Source organism: Acutalibacter sp. LFL-21, from assembly GCF_025630755.1.
Classification (GTDB): domain Bacteria; phylum Bacillota; class Clostridia; order Oscillospirales; family Acutalibacteraceae; genus Acutalibacter; species Acutalibacter stercoravium.
Window position 1 is genome coordinate 99,149 of sequence record NZ_JAOTNT010000003.1, and the last position, 20,493, is coordinate 119,641.

17 protein-coding genes and 4 tRNA genes are annotated in these 20,493 nt (G+C 62.3%); 2 read left to right on the forward strand and 19 right to left on the reverse strand.

Annotation, left to right across the window (positions count from 1 at the left end):
• Positions 1–86 precede the first annotated feature (86 nt).
• The gene (locus ODJ80_RS04425) at positions 87–959 is read left to right on the forward strand and encodes a sensor histidine kinase (RefSeq protein ID WP_263041088.1); all 873 of its coding nucleotides are present in this window, start codon (positions 87–89) and stop codon (positions 957–959) included.
• A gap of 123 nt (positions 960–1,082) precedes the next feature.
• Here ODJ80_RS04425 and ODJ80_RS04430 read toward each other — a convergent pair whose 3' ends face one another.
• From ODJ80_RS04430 to ODJ80_RS04465, 8 genes are all read right to left on the reverse strand, one after another.
• The gene (locus ODJ80_RS04430) at positions 1,083–1,535 is read right to left on the reverse strand and encodes a low molecular weight protein-tyrosine-phosphatase (RefSeq protein WP_263041089.1); all 453 of its coding nucleotides are present in this window, start codon (positions 1,533–1,535) and stop codon (positions 1,083–1,085) included.
• 199 nt (positions 1,536–1,734) lie between these two features.
• Positions 1,735–1,810, reverse strand: a tRNA-Gln gene (locus ODJ80_RS04435).
• Positions 1,811–1,862: 52 nt separating this feature from the next.
• Positions 1,863–1,939 (reverse strand) — tRNA-His (locus ODJ80_RS04440).
• Positions 1,940–1,944: 5 nt separating this feature from the next.
• Positions 1,945–2,021 (reverse strand) — tRNA-Arg (locus ODJ80_RS04445).
• A 330-nt stretch (positions 2,022–2,351) separates the two neighbouring features.
• Positions 2,352–2,425, reverse strand: a tRNA-Gly gene (locus ODJ80_RS04450).
• A 147-nt stretch (positions 2,426–2,572) separates the two neighbouring features.
• Positions 2,573–4,846, reverse strand: a complete 2,274-nt coding sequence (locus ODJ80_RS04455) for an ATP-dependent Clp protease ATP-binding subunit (RefSeq protein ID WP_263041090.1) — start codon at positions 4,844–4,846, stop codon at positions 2,573–2,575.
• 115 nt (positions 4,847–4,961) lie between these two features.
• Positions 4,962–5,609: a CDP-alcohol phosphatidyltransferase family protein gene (locus ODJ80_RS04460; protein WP_263041091.1), complete on the reverse strand. Its 648-nt coding sequence runs from the start codon at positions 5,607–5,609 to the stop codon at positions 4,962–4,964.
• Positions 5,610–5,720: 111 nt separating this feature from the next.
• Positions 5,721–6,419 carry a CvpA family protein gene (locus ODJ80_RS04465; RefSeq protein ID WP_263041092.1) on the reverse strand — a complete coding sequence of 233 codons (699 nt, stop codon included), beginning with the start codon at positions 6,417–6,419 and terminating at the stop codon, positions 5,721–5,723.
• Between the two features lie 197 nt (positions 6,420–6,616).
• On the opposite strand from ODJ80_RS04465, the gene ODJ80_RS04470 reads away from it, so the two are divergent.
• Positions 6,617–7,369: a 4Fe-4S binding protein gene (locus ODJ80_RS04470; RefSeq protein ID WP_263041093.1), complete on the forward strand. Its 753-nt coding sequence runs from the start codon at positions 6,617–6,619 to the stop codon at positions 7,367–7,369.
• 69 nt (positions 7,370–7,438) lie between these two features.
• Here ODJ80_RS04470 and ODJ80_RS04475 read toward each other — a convergent pair whose 3' ends face one another.
• From ODJ80_RS04475 to ODJ80_RS04525, 11 genes are all read right to left on the reverse strand, one after another.
• Positions 7,439–8,728 (reverse strand): DUF5711 family protein, encoded by a 1,290-nt coding sequence (locus ODJ80_RS04475; RefSeq protein ID WP_263041094.1) that lies wholly within the window; start codon positions 8,726–8,728, stop codon positions 7,439–7,441.
• 42 nt (positions 8,729–8,770) lie between these two features.
• The gene (gene truA / locus ODJ80_RS04480) at positions 8,771–9,511 is read right to left on the reverse strand and encodes a tRNA pseudouridine(38-40) synthase TruA (RefSeq protein WP_263041095.1); all 741 of its coding nucleotides are present in this window, start codon (positions 9,509–9,511) and stop codon (positions 8,771–8,773) included.
• A gap of 12 nt (positions 9,512–9,523) precedes the next feature.
• The gene (locus ODJ80_RS04485) at positions 9,524–10,342 is read right to left on the reverse strand and encodes an energy-coupling factor transporter transmembrane component T family protein (RefSeq protein ID WP_178862758.1); all 819 of its coding nucleotides are present in this window, start codon (positions 10,340–10,342) and stop codon (positions 9,524–9,526) included.
• Positions 10,339–11,205: an energy-coupling factor transporter ATPase gene (locus tag ODJ80_RS04490; protein ID WP_263041096.1), complete on the reverse strand. Its 867-nt coding sequence runs from the start codon at positions 11,203–11,205 to the stop codon at positions 10,339–10,341. The genes ODJ80_RS04485 and ODJ80_RS04490 overlap by 4 nt, the downstream gene beginning before the upstream one ends.
• A 33-nt stretch (positions 11,206–11,238) precedes the next feature.
• Positions 11,239–12,090: an energy-coupling factor transporter ATPase gene (locus ODJ80_RS04495; protein ID WP_178862754.1), complete on the reverse strand. Its 852-nt coding sequence runs from the start codon at positions 12,088–12,090 to the stop codon at positions 11,239–11,241.
• A gap of 593 nt (positions 12,091–12,683) precedes the next feature.
• A complete protein-coding gene (locus ODJ80_RS04500) occupies positions 12,684–13,556 on the reverse strand; it encodes a class I SAM-dependent methyltransferase (protein WP_178862752.1) in 873 nt (290 codons plus the stop codon).
• Positions 13,557–13,611: 55 nt separating this feature from the next.
• Positions 13,612–14,964 (reverse strand): phosphoglucosamine mutase, encoded by a 1,353-nt coding sequence (glmM, locus tag ODJ80_RS04505; RefSeq protein ID WP_263041097.1) that lies wholly within the window; start codon positions 14,962–14,964, stop codon positions 13,612–13,614.
• Positions 14,965–15,029: 65 nt separating this feature from the next.
• Positions 15,030–16,091 carry a Holliday junction branch migration DNA helicase RuvB gene (gene ruvB, locus ODJ80_RS04510; RefSeq protein WP_263041263.1) on the reverse strand — a complete coding sequence of 354 codons (1,062 nt, stop codon included), beginning with the start codon at positions 16,089–16,091 and terminating at the stop codon, positions 15,030–15,032.
• A 56-nt stretch (positions 16,092–16,147) separates the two neighbouring features.
• The gene (gene ruvA, locus ODJ80_RS04515; RefSeq protein WP_263041098.1) at positions 16,148–16,753 is read right to left on the reverse strand and encodes a Holliday junction branch migration protein RuvA; all 606 of its coding nucleotides are present in this window, start codon (positions 16,751–16,753) and stop codon (positions 16,148–16,150) included.
• Between the two features lie 859 nt (positions 16,754–17,612).
• Positions 17,613–18,137, reverse strand: a complete 525-nt coding sequence (gene ruvC / locus ODJ80_RS04520) for a crossover junction endodeoxyribonuclease RuvC (RefSeq protein WP_263041099.1) — start codon at positions 18,135–18,137, stop codon at positions 17,613–17,615.
• A gap of 109 nt (positions 18,138–18,246) precedes the next feature.
• Positions 18,247–20,484: a DNA gyrase/topoisomerase IV subunit A gene (locus ODJ80_RS04525; protein WP_263041100.1), complete on the reverse strand. Its 2,238-nt coding sequence runs from the start codon at positions 20,482–20,484 to the stop codon at positions 18,247–18,249.
• Positions 20,485–20,493 lie beyond the last annotated feature (9 nt).

The window sequence follows — 20,493 nt, forward strand, 5'->3', positions numbered from 1 at the left end:
TTGCGGCGGGGCGGTGATGGGGCTGCTGCTGGCGCTGGCTGTGGGAGTCCGGCTGCTGGGGCGCCGGCGCAGATAGGAGGATGGCTATGGTTTGGGTGTTGGCGGCTGGTTTGGCCCTGTTGGCGCTGGGGCTGGGCTTAAAGGTTGCCCTGCTGCGCCACGGGATGAAAGCCCTGGGGCGGGACCTGGTGGAGCGCCGGGGGCAAGAAACCAACACGCTGCTTTCCCTGCCCTGCCGGGACAGGGAGCTGCGGCGGCTGGCCAGCGCTTTGAACCAGGAGCTGCGGGCCCTGCGGCAGGAGCGGCTGCGATACCAGCAGGGAGACAAGGAGCTGAAGGAGGCGGTGGTGAACATCTCCCACGACCTGCGCACGCCGCTGACGGCCATCTCCGGGTACTTGCAGCTGCTGCAAGGCCAGGACCTGCCCCCGGACACCCGGCGGTATCTGGAGCAGATTGAGAGCCGGACGGAGTCCATGAAGCGGCTGACTGAGGAGCTGTTCCGGTACTCGGTGGTGGTGTCGGAGGAGAATTTGGCCGGGGAGCCGGTGGACCTGCGCCGGGCGGTGGAGGAGGCGCTGCTCTCCTTTTACGGCGCCTTGGAGGGCCGGGGGATTGAACCCCAGGTGCGCCTGCCGGAAACACCGGTGATCCGCCAGCTGGACCCGGCGGCTGTGAACCGGGTGCTGGGGAACATCCTCACCAACGCCCTGAAATACAGCGCCGGGGATTTGGAGGTCACTTTGGAGGAAAGCGGGCGGCTGACCTTTTCCAACGCCGCGCCAGGGCTGGACCCGGTGGCGGCGGGGCGGCTGTTCGACCGGTTCTACACCGTGGAGGCGGCCCGGAACTCCACGGGGCTGGGGCTTTCCATCGCCAAGGAGCTGACCCAGCGCATGGGCGGGGAAATGGGCGCGGAGCTTCACAATGGCAGACTGACGGTGTGGCTGGAGCTTTAGCCCCGCTGTTCTCTCCGCGCAACCATCCAAGTCAATCCCATAATCAAAAACGCCCCGAGGGAATCCCTCAGGGCGTTTTTCGTGCCGGCCCACACCGGCGCATAGGCTGGCGGCGCAGCTTTTTCAGCCGCGCACCGCCGCCAGCAGGCCTTGGCAGCCTGCCAGGACATCTCTCCAAGTGGCCTCAAAATCCCCGGTGTACCAGGGGTCTGCCACCTGGCCCGGGCAATGGGTGTAGTCCAGCAGCAGATGGAGCTTGCCTTGGGGGTCTCCCCCACAGATGCGGCGCATGTTGCGGAGGTTGGCCTCATCCATACCGATCAACAGATCGTACTCCTTGTAATCCCCCGCTGTCATCTGCCGGGCCCGCTTTCCCTCGCAGCGGATGCCGTGCTCCCACAGCTTCCGGCGGGCAGGCGGGTACACGGGATTTCCCAGCTCTTCTGTGCTCGTGGCCGCGGAGGCAATCTGAAACTGCCCTTCAAGCCCCGCCTGCCTTACCAGGTCTTTCATCACAAACTCCGCCATCGGGCTGCGGCAGATATTGCCGTGGCAAACAAATAAAATCTTTGTCATCTTTTTTATATTCCTCCCTGCGCCCTCAGGCCGTAGGCTTCCGGCTCTCAGGCATTCTTTTTTGCGGCCCTCTTCATTTTATATCGGGCAGCGAAGGGCCTTCCCCCATCCAAATTTCCCTGGGCAAGGAACTTACAGATAAAAATTAAACGCACCCCACCATGCGTGGGGTGCGCGCTTCCGCAGCGGCGGCTGCCGCTGGCTGGGCTGGCGGGATTCGAACCCACGGGATGACGGAGTCAAAGTCCGTTGCCTTACCGCTTGGCGACAGCCCAGTATGGAGAACACGGAGCCTAATCCGAAAATTAAACTCCGTGTTCCGTTCAGTGGGGTGGAAGATGGGACTCGAACCCACGGTCTCCAGAGCCACAATCTGGCGCTTTAACCAACTAAGCTACATCCACCATATTGGCGCGCCAAAAGGGACTCGAACCCCTGGCCTACTGCTTAGAAGGCAGTTGCTCTATCCAGCTGAGCTATTGGCGCATCTGTAAGGGGGGCGTCTTTTGGCCCGCAAAACGTATTAATCCCCGTGCAAACGGGAGTTAAAAGCGACATTCCTTGCCGCTGTGACCTGGCGCAAAAAACGCGGGCCGCTATCCAGCGAACACCAAAGCGCTCATGCGCGCGGATCGGGTGCAGCGTCACGCTGCTGGAGCGGGTGATGGGAATCGCCAAGCGTTCCTACAGAACGCTTGATGGCTCACCTCCCGCACACTTTGTGTGCAGGACCCGTTCGCCACTCTGTCCTAAAAATGTCCCACCGGGACATTTTCTCAACGGCCAGACCCTCTCGGGTTCGATTTCCCCCATCCGTGGAGCGGGTGATGGGAATCGAACCCACACGACCAGCTTGGAAGGCTGGGGTTCTACCATTGAACTACACCCGCGCATTTTGCGACGGTGATTATTATAGCACAGACGCCGCCCCACGTCAAGGGATTTTTTCTGAGAAATCCCTTTGCAGCGGAAAACATGCTGTTCCTCCCTCAAGAAAGAAAAACAGGGATGCCAAACGGCATCCCCGCTCACTTTTCTCACATATAAGAGAGCCGCAGCTCCCCTTCTTCCACGGAGAGGTCCACACCCGCAATGGCGCCTTCGCCCCGCTCTACCAGGGCCATGGCCAGTTTATCCTCCACCATGCGGCGGATGTTGTTGCGCAGGTCCCGGGCACCGCTCTGCCCGTGGATGGACTTCTCTGCCAAATAGGCACAGGCCTCTGGCGTGTAGGTGAGGGCTATGCCCTTTTCCTGGAGAGTCCCCACGTATTCATCCAGCATCAGGGCGGCGATCTTCCTGTAGTCCTCCACATCCAGGGGACGGAACACAATCACCTCGTCAATGCGGCTGAGGAACTCTGGCCGGAGGAACTCACCCAGGGCCTTCATCACCTTTTCCCGGTTCATGTCCGCGGCGGTCTTATTAAAGCCCAGGGAATTTTCCCGGCGGTCGCTGCCCGCGTTAGAGGTCATCACGATAACGGTGTTCTCAAAATTCACCGTGCGGCCGTGGGCGTCGGTAATGCGGCCCTCGTCCAGGATTTGCAGCAGGATGTTCAGCACATCCGGGTGGGCCTTCTCAATCTCATCGAACAGCAGCACCGAGTAGGGCCGGCGGCGGACCTTCTCCGTCAGCTGGCCGGCCTCGTCGTAGCCCACATAGCCGGGCGGGGAGCCGATGATCTTAGAGACGGAGTGCTTCTCCATAAACTCGCTCATATCCAGGCGGATCAGGGTCTCTGGGGTGTCGAACAGCTCTTGGGAGAGCACCCGCACCAGCTCTGTCTTGCCGGTGCCGGTGGGGCCCACAAAGATGAACGAGGCCGGGTGCCGCCGGGGGCTGATCTGCACCCGGCTGCGGCGGATGGCCGCCGAGATGGCGGAAACCGCCTCGTCCTGGCCGATGATGTGCTTTTTCAGCACGTCCTCCAGGTTGGCCAGCTTCTTCAGCTCGTTCTCCTGCACCCGGGAAGCGGGGATGCCCGTCCACAGCTCGATCACCTTGGCCACGTCCCACTCTTCCACATTGGCAAAGACCCCCTCGCCCTTCAGCTTATCCAGGCTTTCCTCCAGGGTGGCAATGCGGTAATGGGTTTTGGCCAGCTCCTCATAGTCGATTTGGCTGCCATCCGTGGGGCTGGAGAGATCCTGCTCCCGGTTTTTTTCCTTGGACAGGGCCAGCTCCGTCTCGTCGTATTCCTCCAGCTTCTTGTTGCGCAGGGCGGCGCAGGCGCAAGCCTCGTCCAACAGGTCTATGGCCTTGTCCGGCAGGTAGCGGTCATTGATGTACCGCTCTGCCAGCACCACCATGCGGCGGCAGATCTGTTCAGACACCTTCACCCGGTGGTAGCTCTCGTAATAGCCCTTGATGCCCAGAAGGATCTGGACGGCGTCCTGGATGGAGGGCTCTGCCACCGTGACCGGCTGGAAGCGGCGCTCCAGGGCCGCGTCCTTCTCAATGTACTTCCGGTACTCGTTGAAGGTGGTGGCGCCGATGACCTGGATCTCCCCCCGGGAGAGGGCGGGCTTTAAGATGTTTGCGGCGTTCATGCTGCCCTCGGCGTCGCCGGTGCCCACCAGGTTGTGGACCTCGTCGATGAAGAGGATGACATTTCCATCGGCCTTCACCTCGTCCACCAAGCCCTTGATGCGGCTCTCAAACTGGCCCCGGAACTGGGTGCCCGCCACCAGGGCGGTCAAGTCCAGCAGCTGAACCTCCTTGTTGCGCAGCTTGGCAGGGACCTCCCCCCGGGCGATGCGCAGGGCAAGGCCCTCGGCCACGGCGGTTTTGCCCACGCCGGGCTCGCCGATGAGGCAGGGGTTGTTCTTGGTCCGGCGGGAAAGGATCTGCACCACCCGCTGGATCTCCTTCTCCCGGCCGATGATGTTGTCCAGCTCGCCGTTTCGGGCTTTGGCGGTCAAATCGGTGCAGAAGTTCTGGATGTGCTTGCGCTTCTTTTTGTGGAAGCTTTCTTTCTTCTGCTGGACGCCTGCCCCGCCGTAGCCGCCGTTTTCTCCCGGGCGGCCCCCCAGCATCTGGTCCACCGGCAGGGTGGCGGCGCCGCCGGGGGCGAACAGGTCCTCTTCCTCGTCATTGTCGTTGTTCAGGTTCATCAGCTCGGTCATCTGGGCGGTAGCCGCTTCCAGCTCCTCGTCGGTGATGCCCATTTTCTCCATAATATCATTGACCGGCTTGATGCCCAGCTCTCTGGCGCACACCAGGCAGAGCCCCTGGGTGGGCTGGCCGTCCACGCCGTTGGAAACAAACACAACGGCCGGCCTCTTTTTGCAGCGTGTACACATCAGCATGGTTTTCGTCCTTTCTAAACAGATAAGAAACAGCGTTCCAATTAAAGCGAACAATTATGAGCGCAGTATGAAAGAACCGTGAAAAAAGCGGAAACTCCCCCTTGGGGAGCTCGCATTAAGGACGTTTCCGCTTTTCCCGCACGGTCTTGGCCCGGATCTCATCGTGGAGAGAGAGCTCATACTGGGCGTCGTCCGAATGGAAGATTTCCCGGAAGATTTGGAAATACTTCACCGCGGAATAGATCATCATGGCCGCCGTAAGGATCAGCAGCACATTGGAGGCAATGGTAAAGGCAAGCCCCTTCACATGCAGGAAGCCATCCATCACCACAATGACGGCAACAGAGACGTAGAACATCACCGTGGCCACCTTGCCATACCACTGGGCGGCACAGGGGCGCTTCTGCTTTTTCAGCAGCACCACGGCGCCGCAGAGCATCACCAGCTCTTTGGCGATGAACACCAGAAGCACCGGTCCAATCACCGGGAACTTGACCGCCAGGCACAGGGCCACCACGCCCTGGGTCAGCTTGTCGGCCAGGGGGTCCAGCATCTTGCCCAGCTCAGTGACCTGGTTCAGCTTGCGGGCAATAAAGCCGTCCACACAGTCTGAAAGGCCGGAGAGCACAAGAAGCGCCACCGCCACCACCAGCTGGTCCTGCATAAAGTACCAGGCGAAAAAAGGGATAATCAAAATACGGAGTACAGACAGGGCGTTGGGCACCGTCAAATTCTGGTTGATCGGCTTTCTCTCTTTGGGCATGAACGGCCTTCCTCTCTTTTTCACGAATTTCACAGTCCTTATCAGCATAAGGGGAAACTCTCACAAATTCTTCAACCCGCTCCCAACGGGCAGGGCAATTTCAAAAGCGCTTTACTGGAACATGATGTCCAGGGGGTTCCAGTTGACCAGGGGCCCCGCCAAGGTCGACTGGCGCAGGGCGTCCTCCATTTGGGCCTGCATGTCAGAGGCCAGCATGGGGGTGAACACCTCCACCGCAGCCAGCAGAATCCACAGGCTGACCACAGCAAGCAGCAGCCCCAGCACACCGCCCAGCAGCGCATTCACCTGGCGCAGGATGGGCAGGTGGAAGGCAGTGGAAAGCACGCCGGCCAAAGCCCGCACCACCATCATAAGCAGGAAGAACAGCACGATGACCGCCAGCACCTTCAAAAAGCCCACAAAGACCGGCGAGAGGGCGTCGGCGATTGCGCTGGCCGCCTGGCTGCTTTGGTTTGCCAAAGAAGAGGCGATGGTCACATCGGTAACTCCCGCCTGCTCCAGCGCGCGGAGGATAAAGTCTGGCAGGGAGGAAAGCACCTGCTGCACCGCGGCCAAGGTGTCCCCGCTGCCAAAAGAAGTCAGGGACTCTCCAATGCGCTCCACCAGCGCCGGGCGGAACAGGGTGTCAAAAACCCACTGTGCCAGGGGCCCCCCCAGGGCAGAAGCCAGGCAGGCGGCGAGAACAGCCCCCAAAAAATGGGCGGCGGAACGGATCAATCCCCGGTAGGCTCCCACAACGATGAACACCACGCACACAGCTACAATTAAAATGTCCAGCACATAGCCCACAGGAAAGGCCCTCCCTTTTCTCAAAAAATGCCGCTTCATAAAATATAGCACAAACCCGGCCTTTTCACAACCCCCATCCCCCTTACGGAAATCTTAATTGCGCCACTTTTTCTTGCAAATTGGCCCTGTCGGCTCTATAATCAGGGGGAAGGACCTCTGCGTTTTTCACAGATTTAACAGAAAGGTCGTGTTTTCTCGTGGCTGTATACGCCGCTGTCTTTTCCCCCACCGGCACCTCCCGCAAAGGCGCCTGGGCCATGGCCTCTGCCCTGGGGGAGGCCCGCCTTCTGGATGTGACCCTCTCCCCGGCTGCCGCGCAGGTTTTCTCCCGGGAGGACCTGGTGGTCTTTGGCGCGCCGGTCTACGGGGGCCGGGTCTTTGCAGGGGCTTTAGAGCGCCTCTCCCCCCTGCAGGGGCAGGGGACCCCCTGCATCGTCACTGTCACCTACGGCAACCGGGACTTTGACGACGCCCTCCTGGAGCTGACGGACTTCTGCCGGGAGCGGGGGTTTGTCCCCCTTGCCGGGGCCGCCCTGGTGGGGGAGCACACCTACGGCTCCATCCAGGTGGGCCGTCCCACAGCGGAGGACCTGGAGCAGGACCGGGCCTTCGCCCTGGAGGCCTGGGACGACTGGAACGCCGGCTGGGAGGGCTTCTCTCCCCCGGGGAACCGCCCCTACCGGGAGGGGGGCAAGGGCGGCAGCTTTGTGCCCTCCACCCTGGAAAACTGCACCCGCTGCGGCCTGTGCCGGGACCAGTGCCCCATGGGGGCCATTGGGGAGGACTGCGTTTCCATTGACAGCAGCCGGTGCATCTCCTGCTTCCGGTGCGTCAAACGCTGCCCGGTCAAGGCCAAGGGCTGCTTTACCCCAGAGTACGAGAGCTTTGCCCAGGCCTTCTCCCAGCGCCTGAAGGAACCCCGGGAGAACCAGTACTTTCTGCCCCGGTAAAGGCACCCGATACATAAAAGAAAGGCAGGCATCCCAGTGCCTGCCTTTTGTTCTGTTTTTGGGGGGCTCTCAGCGAACCTGAATCCGCCGCACCTCGCTGACGCCCAGCACATAGGCGGTGCTCTCGCTGGAAAGGGCGATGCTCTGGGCATCGCTCCCCGCGTCCGCCCGGGCCAGCTCGCTGCCGGTGGAGGCGTCGTAGAGCACCAGCTCTTGGCCGATCAGCGCCCCCACCGTGCCGCCGGAAACGGACAGGGCCTGAATGCGGGCTTCCGCCTGAATCTCCACCGGGTCGCCCGCGTCCCGAAAGACCAGCAGGGTGCTGGCCCCCGCGTGCTCGTAGGCCGAGATGGAGACGTAGGCCTGCCCTCCCTCCAGCCGGAACGCCGTGGGAGAGCGGCCCTGGTAGCTGTACTCCGAGAAGGCCAGGTCCGAGGCCCGGGCCCACAGCAAAGAGCTGTCCCCCACAGCGTACAGCATGCCGTTTTCCCCCCAAGAGGCCCCCAGCAGCAGGTTGTCCCGGCTCTCATACTGGGTCACCGGATCGGCTTGGTCAAATTGGAACACCGTCACTTTCGAGACCAGCTCGCCCCCCTGGCTGCGGACCGTGCATACAATCCCGCTTGTGCCGTCCGCGCTGAGCGCCAGGGAGGTGATGTAATCCTGGGCAAAGCTGTAAGTAAACTGCACTTCGCCGGTTTCCAGGTAGACCGTCAGGTCAGAGGCGCCCTCCTTTCCCTGGGTGGCCAGGGCAAAGCGCCCGTTGGCGGCCACGGCCCCCGCCAGGATATCCTGCCCGGCAGAGTCTTCCAGCCGCACCTCTGTCCCAGAGGCTATCAGGTAGCCCGTGCTGCCCTGGTTATACAGCAGGTAGTTCCCGGCAGCCTCCTTCAGCACAGGCTGGTTCAGGCTGTGGCGCTGGGAGAAGAGCTCCTGCCCTGCGGGCCCCAGAACCGTGAAGGCCGTGTCGCTGAGCACCACCGCGTTGCCCCCATAGGAAGTGAAGTTCCCCTGGGACACATTCGAGCCGGTGATGGACACCGGGTAACCGTCTCCCCCCTGGGCCCCCATCACCTGGGTTTGCACCCAGCTCCAAATGTTCTGGGGGGTCAGGCTCTCCCGGTTGACCCAAAGGGCCAGCCCCAGCACCAGCACCACCAGCACCACGGCCGCCCGGTAAAAAGCCTTGGGAGCCTGCCAGGCCTTTTTCTGCCCAGCCTCTTCCTCCGGCTCCCCGTCATATTCCACGGCGGCCTTGGGGGCCTCTTCTGGGGTCTCCTCTTCCCGAAGGCTCTCCGGCTGGTGGTCCTTCAGCTGGATGATCTTCCGGCGGTTCCGTTTTTCGCTGTGCTTGGCCATAGCTTCCCTTCCTTTCCCGAGCCCCGGCAAGCGGGCCCTTGTTCAGTAAAACACCCGGTTGAGGTACAGCCCCCAGGCGGGGGCGGTGGGCCCGGCCGCCCGCCTGTCTTGGGCGGCCAGCACGCCGGGGATGTCCTCTGGGGCAAGTTTTCCCTGCTGCACCCGCAGCAAGGTGCCCACCATGATGCGCACCATGTTGTAGAGGAACCCGTCCGCCGCCACGGTGAACAGCACCATGTCCCCCTCCCGGGTGACCTGGGATTTTGTCACGGTACGGGTCAGATCCCCCTTTTCCCGCCGGTCCAGCGTGCAGAAAGAGGAAAAATCGTGGCGGCCCACATAGTGACGGGCGGCCCGGTCCAGCAGCGCCTCGTCGATGGGATACCAGTAGTGCAGGGCCCTCTGCCGCAGGAAGGGGTCCCGCACCGGGTGGTTCCAAATCTGATAGACATACTCCTTGCCCTTGCAGGAGTAGCGGGCGTGAAAGTCCAAAGGCACCTGCTCCACCGAGCGGACCGCCACGTCCTCCGGCAGGTAGTGGTTCAACGCCGCCAGCAGGCGCTCCGGCGGGATGGGGCTCTCTGTCTTCAGACTGACGCAGAACTCCCGGGCGTGTACGCCGGTGTCCGTGCGGGAGCAGGCCTTGATGTCCTCTGAAAGGCCGGTGATCTTCCCCAGGGCCTCTTGGAATACCTGCTGCACGGTCAGGGCGTTCTCTTGAATCTGCCAGCCGTGGTAGCGGCTGCCGTCATAGCAGAGCTTGATGAGAAAATTCCGCTGCATAGGGTCCTCCTTTTACAGCCGCACCGCCGGGGGCAGCAGCAGGTTCAGGGCGATGAAGGCCCCCAGCACGGCCACAGAGCCCAGCAGCACCCCCCAGTCGGAAGCGCCGAAGTGCAGGCTCTTCATCTTGGTGCGGCCCTCTCCCCCGTGGTAGCAGCGGCTTTCCATGGCGGTGGCCAGGTCATAGGCCCGGCGGAAGGCGGAGATGAACAGGGGGATAAGCACCGGCACCAGGGCCCGGATGCGCTGCACCAGGCCGCCGCTCTCCATGTCGGCGCCCCGGGCCTTTTGGGCGGCCATAATCTTGTCTGTCTCCTCCAGCAGGGTGGGCACAAACCGCAGGGCAATGGTCATCATCATGGCAAACTCATGCACCGGCACCCGCAATTTCGAGAGAGGCTTTAAAAGCCGCTCGATGGCGTCGGTGAGCTGGGTGGGAGAGGTGGTGAAGGTGAGCACCGAGCTGGCCAGAATCAGGGCCATGATGCGCACCGAGATGAACACGCAGTTCAAAATGCCGTTGCGGGTAATCTTCAAAAAGCCCCACTGCCACAGGGGGTCCCCGGTGCCGTAAAAGATGTTCAGCACGCCGGTGAACACCACCAGGAACAGGATGGGCTTCAGGCCCTTCAGGTACAGCCCCAGGGAGATTCGAGAGAGGGCCATGCCCGCCAAAATGTAGGCCACCGCCACAGCCAGAGAGCCGAAGTTCCCCGCCACAAACAGCAGCACAATGCCGTAGATGACCAGGCAGATCTTCAAGCGGGGGTCGGTGCGGTGCAGCAGGGACTTGCCCGGGAAATACTGGCCCAGGGTGATATCGGAGATCATCGCAGCTCCTCCTTCCGCTTTAAAATGGGGATCAGCTGCTGCAGGGCGCTGTCCACCGTCAGGGTAGAGGGGTCCACCGGCAGGCCCAGCTTTTGCAGCTCCTGCATGATCTTGGTGATCTGGGGCACCCGCAGGCCCATGGCCTCCAGCTGGGGGCCCCTCTCAAACACCTTCTTGGTCTCATCCAGCATGGCGGCGCGGCCCCCGTTCATCACCAAAATGCGGTCGGCGGTGCGGCCGATGTCCTCCATGCTGTGAGAGACCAGCAGCACGGTGTTGCCCCGGTTCTTGTGGTACTGGGTGATCTGGGCCAGCAGCACGTCCCGGCCCCGGGGGTCCAGGCCGGCGGTGGGCTCATCCAAAATGAGCACGTCCGGGTCCATGGCGATAACCCCGGCAATGGCCGCCCGGCGCTTCTCCCCGCCGGAGAGCTCGAAGGGGGACTTCCCCAGCAGCTCCTCCTTCAGGCCGGTGAAGTGGGCGGCCTCCCGGGCGCGGGACTCCGCCTCCTGGTCGGAGAGGCCCATATTTTTGGGGCCGAACATGATGTCCTTGAGCACCGTCTCCTCAAAGAGCTGGTACTCGGGGTACTGGAACACCATGCCCACCCGAAACCGCACGCTGCGGATCTTTTTCGGCTCGGCCCAGATGTCCTTGCCATCCAGCAGCACCTGGCCGCCGGTGGGCCGCAGCAGGCCGTTGAGCATTTGGATGAGGGTAGACTTTCCGCTGCCCGTGTGGCCGATCACCCCCAGAAGCTCTCCCTTCTCCACCTGGATGGAGACCTGCTCCACGGCGGCCTTCTCAAAGGGCGTGCCCACGCTGTAGCGGTACGCCAGGTCTTTTGTCTCAATGATCGGCAAAGCTTGTTTTCCCCTTTCCATTCCCGCCGGTTCTCAGCGGGCCTCTCCGGCCAGATACCGCCGGAACATGCCCACGCACTCCTCTACGCCCAGGGGCATGCCCGGCAGCTTGATGCCCGCGGCCGCCAGCCGGTAGCTGAGTTCTGTGGCCTGGGGCACGTCCAAATCGTGGCGCTTTAAAAACTCCACATCGGCAAAGACCTCTCGGGGCGTGCCGTCCCGCAGGATGTTCCCCTCGTCCATCACCACCACCCGGCCCGCCTGCACCGCCTCGTCCATATAGTGGGTGATGAGCACAATGGTGATGCCCTTCTCCCGGTTTAGGCGCTGGATGGTCTCCATCACCTCGGTGCGGCCCCGGGGGTCCAGCATGGCGGTGGGCTCGTCCAAAACGATGCACTTGGTCTCCATGGCGATGATGCCCGCGATGGCCACCCGCTGCTTCTGCCCGCCAGAGAGCTTGTGGGGGGCGTGCTCCCGGTACTGGTACATGTCCACGGCCTTGAGGGCGGCCTCCACCCGGCGGCGGATCTCCTCGGGGGGAACGCCCAGGTTTTCCGGGCCAAAGGCCACGTCCTCCTCCACCACGCCGGCCACCAGCTGGTTGTCCGGGTTTTGGAGCACCAGGCCCACCTGGCGGCGCACGTCCAGCTGGGTCTCCTCTACGCGGGTGTCGATGCCCCCCACCAGAACCCTGCCCGCGGTGGGCACCAGCATGCCGTTGAAGAGCTTGGCCATGGTGGACTTGCCGCAGCCGTTGTGCCCCAGCAGGGCCACAAACTCCCCCTCCTCGATGGACAGGTCCACGCCGTGGAGCACCTCCCGGGCGTCCACAGATTCCGGCTCATAGGAAAAGCGCACCTGTTGGGCTTCGATAAATGCCATGGTTTCACCTCACGTTTTTTAAAGCAGGGCGGGTGTCCACCGCTCCCTACTTGAGATCCAAAAGTGGTAAAGTACTGGAAAAACCCAGGTTTTATGCGGGGTTTGAACTTTACCACCCTGGTAAAGTACTTCCATTTAGCGGACAAGTACTCTACCACCGGGCTAAGTACTTTACCACCCTGGTATAGAATAAAACCCGCATGTTTCCTAGCTTTTTGAAGTACTTTACCACTTTCTTATTCCAGGCCCTGGGGCAACGGCTTTTGTGCTGTCCCAAGAGGGGGACATACGTCCCCCCTTTTTTGGAAGTAGGGGAAGGCAGGGGCGCTGGTGCCCGGTGGGCACCGTCCAGCGCCGACCGAGCCGGCAGGCGAGACCTGCGCCCCTTGCAACCCCGAAGGTCTTGGGGTTTCACCCCAAACCCCACAAGTTTTTTGAAAAAAACTTGACTAAAAACTTTTCCTTGTCTCCACCTAACCTGGGCGCGGGCCGCTTGTTCGCCGCTCTCAGCCAGCTCCGGCGCCTTTAAGCGCCGTTCGCGACTTGAGGGCGCAGGCACTGCGCCGCGGCCACGCGCCAGGCACTGGGCCCCCTTAGGCTTCGTAAATCGCCGTACTTCCGCAGGGCAGCACCAGGCCTGTGCTGGTCACCGGCAGGCCGATCTCGTCCGAGCTGACCCTGCCGCCGAACCGCTTTTGCAGCAGCACCCCCAGCAGATACTCCATCACCGAGGGGGACAGCCCTGTGGTGTAGGAGTTCAAAATAAAGAACAGGGGGTCCTCGCTCAAAATGGGCACGCACATCTGGATGAGGCCGTACAGCTGCTCCTCCAGCTTCCACACCTCGCCCCCCGGCCCCCTGCCGTAAGAGGGCGGGTCCATGATGATGCCGTCGTAGGTGCGGCCCCGGCGCTGCTCCCGCTGGACAAACTTCATGCAGTCATCCACCAGCCAGCGCACCGGCCTCTCCGCCAGAGAGCTGGCCTGGGCGTTCTCCTTAGCCCACTGCACCATGCCCTTGCTGGCGTCCACATGGGTAACCACGGCCCCGGCCTTCATGCAGGCCAGGGTGGCCGCCCCCGTGTACCCAAACAGGTTCAGCACCCGCACCGGGTCCTCCGGGGAACGGCGGGCCTCTTGAATCTTCTCCATGGCGAAGCGCCAGTTCACCGCCTGCTCGGGGAAGATGCCCGTGTGCTTAAAGCCCATGGTCTTTAAGCGGAAGGTCAGCCCCTCCCACTGGATCTTCCACACCTCTGGGACCTTTTTATAGTGGGTCCACTTGCCGCCCCCCGAGCTGGAGCGCTGGTACCGGGCGTGGGCCTGGCCCCAGCGGGGGTCCTTCTTTTCCCCGGACCAGATGATCTGGGGGTCCGGGCGGATGAGGAGGATGTCTCCCCACCGCTCTAACCGCTCCCCATCCAGGGTGTCGATGAGCTCATAGTCCTGCCACTGTGCCGCGCGCATCCTGTACCGCCTTTCTCCTCTGCATGACCGGCAGAGCGGGTGGCCCCGCCCTGTGTTATACCAATTCCTCCCGGATGACCTGGGCCACATCCTGGGCCAGCTTTTCAATGAGGGCTTCATCCTGGCCCTCCACCATCACCCGCAGCAGGGGCTCGGTGCCAGAGGGCCGCACGATAATCCGGCCGTCCCTGCCCAAGGTCTGGGCGGCCCTGTCGATGGCCTCCTTCACCTTGTGGTCGGTGTAGAAGGCCAGCTTCCCCTCGGGAGAGACCTGGATGTTCACCATGGTCTGGGGGAAGCGCTGCATCAGCGTGGCCAGAGAGGAGAGCTTCGCCTCCCGGCGGCGCAGCAGGCTCAACAGCTGGCAGGCCGTCAGCTGCCCATCGCCAGTGGTGGCAAAGTCCCGGAAGATCACATGGCCGCTCTGCTCGCCGCCAAAGTTGTAGCCGTCCAGGCGCATCTCCTCCAGCACATAGCGGTCGCCCACCTTGGTGGCCTCAAACTTCATGCCGTTCTCCTCGCAGAAGCGCTGGAAGCCCAGGTTAGTCATAATGGTGCCCACCACGGCGTTGCCAGCCAGCTTCCCCCGGCTCTTCATATCCATGGCGCAGATGGCCATGATGAAGTCGCCGTCCACAAAGTTGCCCTGCTCATCCACCATCAGGCAGCGGTCGGCGTCCCCATCGAAGGCCACGCCCGCGTCCACCTGGTGGGTCTTTACATAGTCGATCAAAGACTCCATGTGGGTGGAGCCGCAGTCCCGGTTCACGTTGACGCCGTCCGGCTTGTGGTGCAGCATGGTCACCTGGGCCCCCAGCTCGGTGAACAGGGTCTCCGCTGTGGCGGAGGCGGAGCCGTTGGCCGCGTCGATGGCGATTTTCAGCCCATCCAGAGAGAAGTGCACCGTGTTCTTCACATGGTCGATATAATCCCGCACCGCGTTGTCCGCGTGGCTGACTGTGCCAATGCCGTCCTCCGCGGGGAACTCCTGAGAGATGTCCTCTTTGCCCAGGATGATGTCCTCGATCTTCTCCTCCAAATCGTCGGGCAGCTTGTAGCCGTCCCCGGAGAAGATCTTGATGCCGTTGTACTCAAAGGAGTTGTGAGACGCGGAGATCATCACCCCGGCGTCCGCCTTGTACTTCTCCACCAGATAGGCCACCGCCGGGGTGGGCACCACGCCCAGGGTCACCACGCTGGCGCCAATGCTGCACAGCCCGGCGGCCATAGCGGTCTCCAGCATGTCGGAGGAGAGGCGGGTGTCCTTGCCGATGAGCACCCGGGGGTGCCGGTTGGACTTGTTGGTAAGCACCTTGGCCGCCGCCCGGCCCAGCTGGGTGGCCAGCTCGCAGGTCAAATCCTTGTTGGCAATGCCGCGAATGCCGTCTGTTCCAAACAATCTTCCCATAGTCGAACCATCCTTCTCTGTTCAATATTGTTTTCTGCACATTTCTATAAGGATACAGCCCTTCCTCAGCCCTCATCCAGGGTGAGCTGGCCGTCCTCCCGCAGCCTGCCGGGCACGGGATAGCCCAAATGCAGGTAGGCGGCCGCCGTGGCGCACCGTCCCCGGGGGGTGCGGGTGAGAAAGCCGATCTGCATGAGATAGGGCTCGTTCACGTCCTCAATGGTGACGGATTCCTCCCCAATGACAGCGGCCAGGGTCTCCAGCCCCACGGGCCCGCCGTTGTAGTTCTCGATGATGGCCTTGAGCATGTTCCTGTCGCTGGAGTCCAGCCCCAGCTCGTCGATCTCCATGCGGTCCAGGGCGATCTTGGCGGTGTTCAGGGTGATGACCCCGCCGCTCATCACCTCGGCAAAGTCCCGCACCCGCTTTAAGAGGCGGTTGGCAATGCGGGGCGTGCCCCGGGACCGGGAGGCGATCTCCAGGGCGGCGTCCGCCTCGATCTGGGCGTTTAAGATCCCGGCGCTGCGCATGACTATTTTGCCCAGCTCTGGGGGGGAATACAGCTCCAGCCGCAGCACCACGCCAAACCGGTCCCGCAGGGGGGCAGAGAGCTGCCCGGCCCGGGTGGTGGCCCCCACCAAGGTGAACCGGGGCAGGGGCAGGTGGTAAGAGGCCGCCATCTGCCCTTTGCCGGTGATGATATCCAGGGCAAAGTCCTCCATCGCCGGGTAGAGGATCTCCTCCACCGTGCGGGGCAGGCGGTGCACCTCGTCGATGAAGAGCACGTCCCCGGGGCTCAGGTTGGTCAGCAGGGCCGCCAGGTCCCCGGGCTTTTCAATGGCCGGGCCGCTGGTGATGCGCAGGTTGACCCCCAGCTCGCCCGCCACGATGCCGGCCAGGGTGGTCTTGCCCAGGCCCGGCGGGCCGTAGAGCAGCACATGGTCCAGAGATTCCTTCCGGCTCTTGGCCGCCTCGATGTAGATTTTCAGGTTCTCTTTGACCTTGTCCTGGCCAATGTATTGATCGAAGGTGCGGGGCCGCAGAGGATTTTCCACCGCCTGGTCCTCCGGGGTGTAGCCGGGCTCTACCATGCGGTTTTCGTAATCCCAGCCGCCCTCCAGGTCCATCTCCCCGCCATAGGGTTCCACTGGCATATTGGCTCCTCCTTTCACTTAGCTGATGGTCATTTCCCGCTGCCAAAGCTCTTCAGCGCCAGGCGGATCAATTCCTCCGGGGGCAGGGCGCTGTCCAACCGGCCCACGGCGGCGGCGGCCTCGCTGGCCGAATACCCCAAGGCCACCAGGGCCCCCACCGCCTGAGAGGCGTTCCCCGAGGCGGAGGGCCCGCCGGGCTCTGGCATTCCGGCCACAGGGGCGGCGCCGGAGAGGTCCTTCACCTTGTCTTTCAGTTCCAGCACAATGCGCTGGGCCAGCTTTTGTCCCACGCCGTTGGCCTTGGTAAAGCGCTTGGCATCCCCGGCGGCAGCGGCCAGAGCCACCTCCTCCGGAGTCAGCTGGGAGAGGATGGCCAGCCCCACCTTGGGCCCCACGCCGCTGATCCCCGTCAGCAGCCGGAAGCAGGAGAGCTCCCCCTTGGTGGCAAAGCCGAACAGGTCCAGGGCGTCCTCCCGCACGTTGAGATAGGTGTACAGCGTCACCTTCTCCGAGAGCCGGGGCAGGCTGCGCAGAGTGTTCATAGAGGTCATGCACCGGAAGGCCACGCCCCCCACATCCACCACGGCCGCTCCCGGCTCGGTGTGGACCAAATTGCCTGTTACGCTGTAGATCATGGTGTATCCTTTCTCCACCCAAAGCACTGGGGGCTTGGCGTGTTTTTTATTTTTCTCAAACAAGCGGCGCTGTGCGGGGGTACTTGAGATAAGAATTTGTCATGTTCACCCGAAAACCCAGTGTTTATGCGGGTTTGCGAACTTTCCAGCCTGTCACTTTCACAGGTACTGGAAGTTCACTTTAGCAAGTTAATTCAATAAATCAGCCCTTCTGAACATGACAACGTGGCAACTTCGCAAAGCCGCATGTTTCCTAGCTTTTTCCGTGAAAGTGACAAATCCATTTCTCCGGCCCCTACTTGAAATAAGAAAATGAGCAAGTTTCCAATTTTCTCAGGTTTTATGCGGGTTTGCGGCCTCGCTCACATGAACGAGGCTGTTTTTTAACTCGCTCATTTCCCCATCAGCCTCGCTCATCTGAACAAGTCTGCCAGGCCGCATAAACACTGACTTTTTTGCAGACTCGCTCATTTCCCTCTCTCAAGCCCTGGGGCAACGGCTTTTGTGCTGTCCCAAGAGGGGGACATCCGTCCCCCCTTTTTTTGAAGTAGGGGAAGGCAGGGGCTACGCCCCTTGCAACCCCGAGACCGTAGGGCTCCGCCCTACAACCCGCAGCTTTTGAAAAAGCTGGCAAAACTTTTACTTGTCTCGCCTAAACCCGAGCGCGGGCTTTCCAATTAGCGGCCCTCAGAAAACCCCGCCGCCCTAAAGCGGCGTGCGCGACTTGAGAGCCCAGGCACTGGGCGCGGGCCGCTTGCCAGCCGCCCCCCGCAAACCCCGGCGCCTTAAAGCGCCGTGCGCGGCTTGTCCTGTGCGGTCACGCACCGGCGTTCGCGACTTGAGAGCGCAGGCACTGCGCCTAAATCACTTGGTCGGGTTTGCGGTCCCGTTCCAGCAGCACCCGCCGCAGGGGACTGCCCGCTGCCTGGCCGTGGCAAATGGCCAAAGCCAGGGCGTCGGCGGTGTCGTCTGGCTTGGGAACCTTGGGCAGGTGGAGCAGCCGCCGGGTCATCTCCTGCACCTGGGGCTTTAAAGCCTTGCCGTAGCCGGTCACAGCCTGCTTCACCTGCATGGGGGTGTACTCGTACAGGGGCACCCCGTGCTGGGCCAGAGAGAGCAAAATGACCCCCCGGGCCTCTGCCACGCCAATGCCCGTGGTCTTGTTGTTGGAAAAGTACAGCTTCTCCACGGCGGCGGCCTCTGGGCAAAGGCGCCTCAGCAGCTCTTCCATGCCCTGGTAGATTTCCAGAAGCCGCTGGCCAAAGTCCGCCCCCGCGGGAGTGGTGATGGCCCCGTATTCCACCGGGCGGTAGCTGCCGCCCGCCGCCTGGATGACGCCGTAGCCCACAATGGCGTAGCCGGGGTCAATGCCCAAAATGCGCACCTGTCTGCCTCCTCTCCCGCAGATTCGTTCTATTATACCATAAAGACCGGGCGGGTTCAACCGCTGCCCTCACCCTGGGAGAAGGGCGCCGGTCCGCCTTTCCCTGTCTTTAAGATAGCTTCAGCTGCTCCCCGGCGGTCTCACCGGCTTCCGGCAGGGCCCCCAGGGCGGGCAGGCTCTTCTTGTACCGGTTGGGGTTTTGCAGCATGCCCTCTTCGTAGAGGCGGGCGCTCATCAGCCGCTGGCCCTTTTTCAGGTTCATGGCCTGGACGCCCTGGGTGTTCTTGGTGGTCTTGGGGGCGATGAGCCCCGTGTGAAACAGCAGCATCCGGCCGGAGGAGGCGGTCAGAAGCACCTCACAGTCCTCCTTCACATACAGGGCCGCCGCCAGGGGCGACTTGTCGCTGTAGGCGTTTAGCAGCTTCTTCCGGTTCTGCTTGGTCTGATAGGCGCTCATCTCCACCTTGGCCACCTTGCCGTTCTCAAAGAAGAACAGCATGAAGCCCTCATACTGGTGGGTGACGGCCATGTACACCGCGCTCTCCCCCTCGTCCATCTGGGCCCGGGCGGGGATGTACTCGCCCAGGACGCTGGCCTTGGTGTCGGCAAAGTCCGCGGCCTTCAGCTTGTAGACCTGGCTCCTGTCGGAGAAGAACAGCAGTTCTGCCGTGTTCTGCTCCTCCAGCTGCTGGGTGATCTCGTCCCCCTCTTTCAGCTTCTGCTCCCCGCTCATCCGCAGGGACTGGGGGGTGATCTTCTTAAAGTACCCCTCCTTGGTGAAGAACAGGTGCACGGGATAGTCGGGCACCTCTTCCACGATTTCCGCTTCCTCCACCTCGTCGGCGTAGAGAATCATGGAGCGCCGGGGCTGGCCGTACTTCTGGGCCACGGCCTCCAGCTCTCCCACGATGATGGACTTGACCTTGGCCTTAGAGGCCAAAATGCCCTCCAGCCGGGCAATGTCCTCCTCCAGCTGGGCAATCTCCTGGGTTCGCTTGAGGATGTACTCCCGGTTCAGGTGGCGCAGCTTGATCTCCGCCACATACTCGGCCTGGGTCTCGTCGATGCCGAAGCCGATCATCAGGTTGGGCACCACCTCGGCCTCCTCCTCCGTCTCCCGGACGATGCGGATGGCCTTGTCGATGTCCAGCAAAATCAGCTCCAGGCCCTGCAAGAGGTGGAGCTTCTCCCGCTTCTTCTGCAAATCGTAATAGGTGCGGCGGCGGACGCACTCCACCCGGAAGGCGGTCCACTCCTCCAAAAGCTCCCGCACCCCCAGCACCCGGGGCACGCCCCCAATGAGCACGTTGAAGTTGCAGGCAAAGCTGTCCTCCAGGGTGGTGAGCTTAAACAGCTTCTGCATCAGCTTGTCCGGGTCGGTGCCCCGCTTCAGGTCGATGGTGATTTTCAGGCCGTCCAAACCGGTCTCGTCCCGGATGTCGGCAATCTCCTTCACCTTGCCCTGCTTCACCAGGTCGATGACCCGCTCCACAATCACCTCGATGGTGGTGGTGGGCGGGATCTGGGTCACGTCGATGCAGTTCTGGCCCTTGTCATAGGAATAGCGGCTGCGCACCCGAAAGCTGCCCCGGCCGGTCTCGTAGACCTTCCCCATCTGTTCCCGGTCGAAGAGGATCTGGCCGCCGCCGGGGAAGTCCGGGGCCTGCATGGTGGCGAACAGGTCCGCCTGGGGGTCCCGGATCAGGGCGATGGTGGTGCGGCACACCTCCTGCAGGTTGAAGGGGCAGATGTTGCTGGCCATGCCCACGGCGATGCCCGTGTTGGCGTTGACCAGCACGCTGGGGAAGGTGGCGGGCAGCAGGGTGGGCTCCTTCATGGTGCTGTCGTAGTTGTCCACAAAGTCCACCGTGTCCTTGTCGATATCCTGGAACAGCTCCCGGCAGATGGGGTCCAGGCGGGCCTCTGTGTACCGGGAGGCCGCCCAGGCCATATCCCGGGAGTAAAACTTGCCGAAGTTGCCCTTGGAGTCCACATAGGGGTGCAAAAGGGCCTCGTACCCCCGGGAGAGGCGCACCATCGTGTCATAGATGGCGGCGTCCCCGTGGGGGTTCAGCTTCATGGTCTGGCCCACAATGTTGGCGCTCTTGGTCCGGGCAGAGCCCAAAAGCCCCATTTTATACATGGTGTAAAGCAGCTTGCGGTGGGAGGGCTTAAAGCCGTCGATCTCCGGGATGGCCCGGGACATGATGACGCTCATGGCATAGGGCATGAAGTTCTGCCGCAGGGTGTCGCTGATGTCCTGCTGGACGATCTCCCCCGCCCCGGCGATAAACCCCTGCATCTTGGCGGGCTTCTCCCGCTGGGGCTGCTGTTTTTTTCTTGGCATAACCGGTTC